Origin of the sequence: Candidatus Sodalis sp. SoCistrobi (assembly GCF_900143145.1) — a bacterium.
GTDB lineage: Bacteria > Pseudomonadota > Gammaproteobacteria > Enterobacterales > Enterobacteriaceae > SoCistrobi.
In genome coordinates, this window is record NZ_FRDB01000166.1 from 1 (window position 1) to 6,724 (window position 6,724).

10 protein-coding genes are annotated in these 6,724 nt (G+C 57.3%); 2 read left to right on the plus strand and 8 right to left on the minus strand.

The window, feature by feature from the left end; translation table 11 throughout:
* Positions 1-229, plus strand: a 229-nt coding sequence (locus tag CINSTRO3249_RS11290) for an integrase core domain-containing protein (RefSeq protein WP_143146879.1), incomplete at its 5' end; no start/stop codon positions are given.
* Positions 230-342: 113 nt separating this feature from the next.
* On the opposite strand, the gene CINSTRO3249_RS11295 is transcribed toward CINSTRO3249_RS11290, so the two are convergent.
* From CINSTRO3249_RS11295 to nrdR, 7 genes are all read right to left on the minus strand, one after another.
* Positions 343-720: a hypothetical protein gene (locus CINSTRO3249_RS11295; RefSeq protein ID WP_074013358.1), complete on the minus strand. Its 378-nt coding sequence runs from the start codon at positions 718-720 to the stop codon at positions 343-345.
* A gap of 81 nt (positions 721-801) precedes the next feature.
* Entirely contained in the window at positions 802-1,290 is a 489-nt protein-coding gene (gene pgpA, locus CINSTRO3249_RS11300; RefSeq protein ID WP_074013365.1) for a phosphatidylglycerophosphatase A, read from the minus strand.
* Positions 1,291-1,298: 8 nt separating this feature from the next.
* Positions 1,299-2,285: a thiamine-phosphate kinase gene (thiL, locus tag CINSTRO3249_RS11305; RefSeq protein ID WP_074013364.1), complete on the minus strand. Its 987-nt coding sequence runs from the start codon at positions 2,283-2,285 to the stop codon at positions 1,299-1,301.
* Between the two features lie 69 nt (positions 2,286-2,354).
* Positions 2,355-2,774 (minus strand): transcription antitermination factor NusB, encoded by a 420-nt coding sequence (nusB, locus tag CINSTRO3249_RS11310; RefSeq protein ID WP_074013359.1) that lies wholly within the window; start codon positions 2,772-2,774, stop codon positions 2,355-2,357.
* A 15-nt stretch (positions 2,775-2,789) separates the two neighbouring features.
* On the minus strand, positions 2,790-3,260 hold the full coding sequence (gene ribE, locus CINSTRO3249_RS11315; RefSeq protein WP_074013360.1) for a 6,7-dimethyl-8-ribityllumazine synthase: 471 nt from the start codon (positions 3,258-3,260) through the stop codon (positions 2,790-2,792).
* A gap of 86 nt (positions 3,261-3,346) precedes the next feature.
* Positions 3,347-4,474: a bifunctional diaminohydroxyphosphoribosylaminopyrimidine deaminase/5-amino-6-(5-phosphoribosylamino)uracil reductase RibD gene (gene ribD / locus CINSTRO3249_RS11320; protein WP_074013361.1), complete on the minus strand. Its 1,128-nt coding sequence runs from the start codon at positions 4,472-4,474 to the stop codon at positions 3,347-3,349.
* Positions 4,475-4,497: 23 nt separating this feature from the next.
* Positions 4,498-4,947, minus strand: a complete 450-nt coding sequence (gene nrdR, locus CINSTRO3249_RS11325; RefSeq protein ID WP_074013362.1) for a transcriptional regulator NrdR — start codon at positions 4,945-4,947, stop codon at positions 4,498-4,500.
* Positions 4,948-5,139: 192 nt separating this feature from the next.
* Between nrdR and CINSTRO3249_RS11330 the strand changes: the two genes are divergently transcribed.
* Positions 5,140-5,397 carry a DUF3251 domain-containing protein gene (locus tag CINSTRO3249_RS11330; protein ID WP_074013363.1) on the plus strand — a complete coding sequence of 86 codons (258 nt, stop codon included), beginning with the start codon at positions 5,140-5,142 and terminating at the stop codon, positions 5,395-5,397.
* Here the strand turns inward: CINSTRO3249_RS11330 and CINSTRO3249_RS11335 are convergent.
* Positions 5,365-6,724, minus strand: a 1,360-nt coding sequence (locus CINSTRO3249_RS11335) for a flagellar biosynthesis protein FlhF (protein WP_254304262.1), incomplete at its 5' end; no start/stop codon positions are given. The two genes, CINSTRO3249_RS11330 and CINSTRO3249_RS11335, sit on opposite strands and share 33 nt — an antisense overlap.

Below are 6,724 nucleotides of genomic sequence, written 5' to 3' on the forward strand. Positions count from 1 at the left end.
CGGCGACTCCTACGATAATGCGATGGCAGAGAGTATCAACGGGTTGTACAAAACGGAGGTTATCCACCGCGGGAGCTGGAAAAACCGGACGGAAGTGGAGTTGGCCACGCTGGACTGGGTGGACTGGTACAACAACAGAAGGCTGCTCGGGCGGCTGGGTTACATCCCTCCTACTGAAGCCGAAATGAACTATTACGCTTTGCAATTAGCATCAGAGGAAGCGGCGTAGTATTGCCAAAATTACTCTCTAATAAACTCGGGGTTATTCAATTAGCGCTGCTCGGCGGCCAATGACGTTTATCCTGAATGAAAACAGCGGCCGCTGTGATGTCCTGCCCTGCGCTATAATAGCGGCTGGACTATCTTGCCCACCGTCAGAACAGCGACCAATATTGCCCTGCCCACCGCCAGAACAGCGGCCAGTGTATTACCCGCCGCCAGAACAGCGGTCAGTGTTGTTCTACCCGCCGCCAGTACAGCGGCCGGTGTTGTTCTACCCGCCGCCAGCACGGCGGCTAGTGTTATTCTACCCGCCGCCAGTACAGCGGCCGGTGTTGTTCTACCCGCCGCCAGCACGGCGGCTAGTGTTATTCTACCCGCCGCCAGTACAGCGGCCGGTGTTGTTCTACCCGCCGCCAGTACAGCGGCCGGTGTTGTTCTACCCGCCGCCAGCACGGCGGCTGGTGTTATTCTACCCGCCGCCAGAACAGCGGCCGGCATTGTTCTACCCGCCGCCAGAACGGCGGCTGGTGTTATTCTACCTTGCGCTACAACAGCGGCCGAGGCGTTGTCCTACCCCGGCTACCACAGTGGCCAATGATGCCCTACCCAGTAGAGCACGCCGGCGGCGATAATCCCCGCCACCACATCGTCAATAATGATGCCCATGCCGCCGTGGACCTTGCGATCGAACCAGCGAATCGGCCAGGGTTTCCAGATATCCAGCACCCGGAACAACAAAAAGCCCGCCAGCACCCAGCGCCAATCGTTTACCGGCAATGCCATCAGGGTGATCCACATGCCGACAAATTCGTCCCAGACAATGCAGCCATGGTCGTGAACCCCCATGTCCCGCGCCGTCTGATGGCAAAAATAGACCCCCATGCACAGGCTGAACATGACCGCCAGCGAATAAAGCTGCCACGGCAGCTGCACCAGCAGGCACCAAAGCGGAATCGCCGCCAGCGAACCTATGGTGCCGGGCATCCAGGGAAACATTCCGCTGCCAAAGCCTGTCGCCAGCAAATGCCAGGGGTTGGAGAGTTTAATCCGCCGCTTGGCCGCCAACATATCCATCGTCATGCAATATCGTCCCGTTTGAAATGGTCATAGCCGTGCCAGTCATACTCTAACGGCTGGTGATGGCGCATAAATTGAATCCCTTCGCTGCGCGGCACGATTTGGCCGATGCAGGTAAAGGGCGCGCCGGTATGGCTCAAGGCCACATCCAGCGCGCCGCGGTTGATTTCAGGCACCGTAAAGCACAGTTCATAATCTTCACCGCCGCCCAGCGCCCAGCGCAGCGCCTGGTCGGGTGTGGTGTGACGCAGCAGCGCCGGTGAACAGGGAAGACTGTCCAAATTGATACGGGCACCGCAGTCGCTACGGGTAAGAATGTGACGCAGATCCGTGATGATGCCGTCGGAAATATCGATGGCGGCGCTGGCGAGATTGCGCAACGCCTGCCCCTGCAAAATGCGCGGCTGCGGACGCAAATGACGGGCCTGTAAATATTGCTTGTCCTGGGCATCCTGCACCTGCAGACGCTGTTGCAGTATCGCCAGACCCGCGGCGCTATCCCCCAGCGTGCCGGTGACATAGATCCAATCGCCGATGCGGGCACCATTGCGGCTTAGCGCGCGGCCGGCGGGAACTATCCCCTGGATAGTCAGCGTCAGGCTCAACGGGCCACGGGTGGTATCGCCGCCGATGAGCTGCATATCGTAGTAATCCAACTGCTGGAACAGACTGTCGCTGAAGGCGGCCAGCCAGCCCTCATCTACCGAGGGTAAGGTCAGCGCCAGCGACAGCCAGGCCGGATCGGCGCCCATGGCGGCCAAATCGCTCAGGTTGACCGCCAGCGATTTATAACCTAAATCGGCGGGGTTGATGTCCGGCAAAAAATGCGTACCCGCCACCAGCATATCCGTACTGACCGCGATCCACTTTTTGTCAGCTACCGACAGCAGCGCACAGTCATCGCCGATGCCCAACACCACATCCCGGCGCGTGCTGCGCATCCGGTTAAAATAGCGGTCAATGAGGTCAAACTCACCACATGCCATATTCTGTCCAAATTTGTGTTGGTGCTGACGCGGCGTCACGGTGGGAGCGGCGGTACCGGTCCCGCCCCGCTATTTTCTGTTGGGACGAATTTGAGGGGCTACCTTGTCCAGCACACCATTGATAAACTTATGACTCTCTTCAGCGCCAAAGGTTTTAGCCAGCTCGATAGCTTCGTTGATGGCAACCTTGTAGGGTACGTCCTGGCGCTTGCTCAGCTCAAACAACGCAATGCGCAGCACGGCGCGCTCAACGTGGCCAAGCTCTTCCAACTGACGGGAAAGGTAGGGCGCCATCAGCTTGTCCAGCTCCTGGGCATTCGTCGCCGCGCCGGCATACAGCTCGCGGAAATAAGCGACATCCACATCCGACGTGTCCTGCTCCGCCAGAAATTGGACTTCGATATCGGCGATGTCGTTATGTGATAATTGCCATGAGTAAAGCGCCTGGACGGCACATTCACGCGCACGGCGACGAGCAGCTGGTTTCACAAAATTCCCCTTTACTTACGCTTTAATGGCTTGCAATACGTTGATCATTTCCAGCGCGGTCAGTGCGGCTTCCGCGCCCTTATTGCCGGCTTTGGTCCCGGCGCGTTCGATAGCCTGCTCGATACTCTCGGTGGTCAGGACCCCGAACGCCACCGGCAGCGAGGCGCGCGTGGCGACCGCGGACAGGCCCGAGCTGCATTCGCCGGCGACAAATTCAAAATGCGCGGTGCCGCCACGGATAACCGTGCCCAGCGCCACGATGGCGTCATAGCTTTTGCTGTCGGCCAGCGCGCTGACCGCTAACGGCAATTCATAGGCCCCAGGCACCCAGACCACGGTAATGTTTTCGTCTTTGACCTGGCCGATGCGTTTCAAGGCGTCGACGGCGCCATCAAGCAGGCTGTCATTGATGAAGTGGTTAAAGCGCGCAATAGCGATAGCGACGCGCGCATCGGGGGCTGCAACAACACCTTCAATAACGTTCATGATTATCCTTACAAAATGGCAAAAAGCTGAATCGTCTCGCGAGGGAGCGGATTCTAACATAATACTTTGTCCGCTGCGCGGGCCAATTAAGCGTGCTCGTCGGGTTTCAGACGCAGGCGAATATCGGGCCCCACCTGCCGGAGGTCAAGCAGCGTGAAACCCGGCGCCGCGCTGAGCCGTTCCAGCCCCGGCAGCAGACACAGCGGGCGGGCGGCGGCACCGAGCAGTTTTGGCGCCTGATACAGTATCAGTTCATCCACCAGCCCGGCGCCCAGCAGCGCGCCGGCAAGCCCCGCCCCCGCCTCAACCCACAGACTGTTGATCTGACGGCGGCCCAATTGCATCATCAGCGCCACCAGATCGAGATGCCTGGCGTTTGCCCCCTCCCCGGCCGGCAGCAGGAGCTGCTCTACGGACGAGGGCCACGCCAGATCATCTGCCGCAAGGCGCGCCAGCCAGGTCAGCCCCTCACCCTGTACCACCTGATGAGAGGGCGTCACGCGGTTGGCGCTGTCGATAATAACCCGCACCGGCTGGCGCAACCGCTCCTCGGGGTAAAGGGCCTGGACATCCGCCGGCAGCGACGGCCAGCGCACCGTCAGGGCAGGATCGTCCGCCAGCACCGTGGCGGCGGTGGATAGGATGGCGTCGCTTTCCGCGCGCCAGCACTGCACATCCCGCCGCGCTTCAGGAGACGTAATCCACTGGCTCTCTCCGGAGGCCATGGCGGTGCGGCCATCAAGGGATGCCGCAAGCTTGAGCCTGACCCAGGGAAAACCGGTGCGCATGCGCTTGAGGAAGCCAGGATTCACCGCCTCCGCCTCTGAGAGCATCAGACCATGGCGCACCTCAATGCCCGCCTGCTGTAACCGATAAAAACCGCGGCCCGCTACCTGGGGGTTGGGATCGGGCATCGCGGCCACCACTCGCGCCACGCCGGCGTCTATCAACGCGTCGGCGCAGGGCGGCGTGCGGCCGTGATGGCTGCAGGGCTCAAGCGTGACGTAGACGGTAGCGCCGCGCGCCGCAGCCCCCGCCATACGCAGCGCGTGCACTTCGGCGTGCGCAAAGCCGGCGCGCTGATGATAACCTTCGCCAACAATGCGCCCGTCGCGAACGATAACGCAGCCGACATTGGGGTTGGGCGCCGTCGTGAAACGCCCGCGCCGCGCCAGCTCGAATGCGCGCGCGAGAAAAACCTCATCTTGATCCATAGGGCAGTCCTTACAGGTAGCGCCTAATCCTGCAGCCGGGCGATCTCTTCGCCAAACTCGCGGATATCCTCGAAACTGCGGTAAACCGAGGCGAAACGGATGTAGGCGACCTTATCCAGCTTTTTCAGCGCGTCCATCACGAGATTACCGATCATTTTGCTGGTCACCTCTCGCTCACCGGTGGCGCGCAGCTGGGATTTGATGTGGTTGATGGCCATTTCGACATCGTCGGACTTGACCGGCCGCTTTTCCAACGCTTTCAAGAAACCGCTGCGCAGCTTTTCTTCGTTGAAAGGTTCACGCACGTCACTGCTTTTAATGACGCGAGTCAACACAAGTTCCGCCACCTCGAAGGTGGTGAAACGTTCGTTACAGATGACGCACTGCCGGCGGCGGCGAACCTGAGTTCCTTCCCCCACCAGACGGGAATCAATCACTTTGGTGTCGACTGCAGAACAAAACGGGCAATGCATAACGCTTCCTGGCCGGCTGATTAGGGATAGGATAGTTTAACGCGAACTCCGCCGACTACAAAGCAACAGTACATAAAGCGGAACCGACGCCGCAGAGTTATCGGTATTGGCGCTGGAACGCCGCATGTCCCATGACTTTCCACCGCTTACCGGCTAAACTGGAAGCAACCGTTGAAAAAAGGAATTGCCGCTATGATAATCAGTTATCGCGCGGGTTATGCCGTTTCAGCCCTGCTGTTGCTTACCGGCTGCGCCAGCCAGCAGGAAGCACAGTTGCCTCAGCTGCGCAGCGAAGTCGGCCACCTAAACCAGCGTTTGCAAAATTTGACCAACCAGGCCGCTGCGCTGGTGGCGCAAAACGAGCAGAATCGGCAGTCCACCCGCGGTATCTACCTTTATCCCATAGGTATCTACACATCAGGGAGGAGGCTTAAGAGCAACTCTCGCTAAATGAGTAAGTTCTTCCAGACTATATTCCGATAATAATTTTAGTGTATTCAACAAGATGGATAGGCCAGCGAGCAGAGCAGGAGCGCTCTCTCTGCGGCCTCGCTTTTGCTGTCGTCCTGACAAGCGACATATCAGCTGGCGGGCTGCCGCATTTTCTTCTCCTTCAGCGCGTTGCAGCCGCCATACCAGAACAGCAGCCATACTGGCTATTAACAACCTGCGTAGTACGGCTGGCGCGCTGCGCTGAAGCCATGTTTCTACGTCATGTCCGGCACCTTTCAGCAACTTAAAAAATGATTCAATATTCCAGCGCCAGTAATACCAACGAGCTACTTCCTCGCAGGTGATCTCGCTGCAAACGTTTGTAAGCAGCGTCCAGCGTCCCACCACATTACCGAGATCATCCGTAAGCCGAACAACAACCAATCTGACCGTCAGAGGCTCTCCAGGTTGGATTTTTATGCGGCGGCCGGTTTCTTTATCTTTACGCTTCTGCTGCGCAGCTCGGGTTATGACTATCGAGGTTTCACTGATTTCCATATCAGCTTTTTTCCCTTTCCAGTCTACCTGTCCGCATCCGTTGTATGGCAGAAGAGCAGCAATCTCACCAATTTTCAATGAATTACCTTGCCACTCTGCACCATGTCCTTCTTTTCCTCGGATAAGCCAGCATATTCCTTGAGTACTCAACGTCCGCATATGTCCAATAGAGTCACCCTCTCTATCAATTATATGAATCAGCTTTTTACCTATATTAAGCGATTCCACACGGGCAATATCGGTCGTCAAGGCGTCCATATGTGTCTGCCGTTCGGACAGTCCTTCCGCCAACGTTGAATGACAACCGGTTGCATCGGTAAGTGTCTGAGATAGAGGCGCTATTGGCAAACCCGTGCCAGCATCAACCAGCAAGCTGCTTTGAAGTTCATATCCAACATCGCCACCGTGCGTCATTTTTAAGCGTCCGTATTTGGCATGATGGTAAAGAAATTGTAAACGTGACCAATCATGAACAACGAGAGCGTATGGATGCGGGCTAAGCGAAATTTGCTCAAGTGCTAGCGAAATAATTGGCTCATTGAGTTGACTGAAGCTAATTCGCTTATTATTCAGAAAACGCCAGACAGCTTGGGTAGTTGCGAAAGTTGATTTTTGAGCACTTGCGAGGTCTTTAACCGCAGAAGCAAGAAGAGCCGCGGGCGTCATATGCTGTTTAACCAGCGTCTGATATCGGCGGGTAAGGCGAGAGTCAATCCCGCCAACAGATAGGTTGAAATCATTCTGCAAAGTAATAACAGGTATCACGATAAATGTGTAGATACCTATG

Bases quoted from the DNA above. Each gene is read 5' to 3' on its own strand.
- CINSTRO3249_RS11295 (WP_074013358.1), bottom strand. From the start codon at position 720: ATGCCGGCCGCTGTTCTGGCGGCGGGTAGAATAACACCAGCCGCCGTG.
- pgpA (WP_074013365.1), bottom strand. From the start codon at position 1,290: ATGTTGGCGGCCAAGCGGCGGATTAAACTCTCCAACCCCTGGCATTTG.
- thiL (WP_074013364.1), bottom strand. From the start codon at position 2,285: ATGGCATGTGGTGAGTTTGACCTCATTGACCGCTATTTTAACCGGATG.
- ribE (WP_074013360.1), bottom strand. From the start codon at position 3,260: ATGAACGTTATTGAAGGTGTTGTTGCAGCCCCCGATGCGCGCGTCGCT.
- ribD (WP_074013361.1), bottom strand. From the start codon at position 4,474: ATGGATCAAGATGAGGTTTTTCTCGCGCGCGCATTCGAGCTGGCGCGG.
- nrdR (WP_074013362.1), bottom strand. From the start codon at position 4,947: ATGCATTGCCCGTTTTGTTCTGCAGTCGACACCAAAGTGATTGATTCC.
- CINSTRO3249_RS11330 (WP_074013363.1), top strand. From the start codon at position 5,140: ATGATAATCAGTTATCGCGCGGGTTATGCCGTTTCAGCCCTGCTGTTG.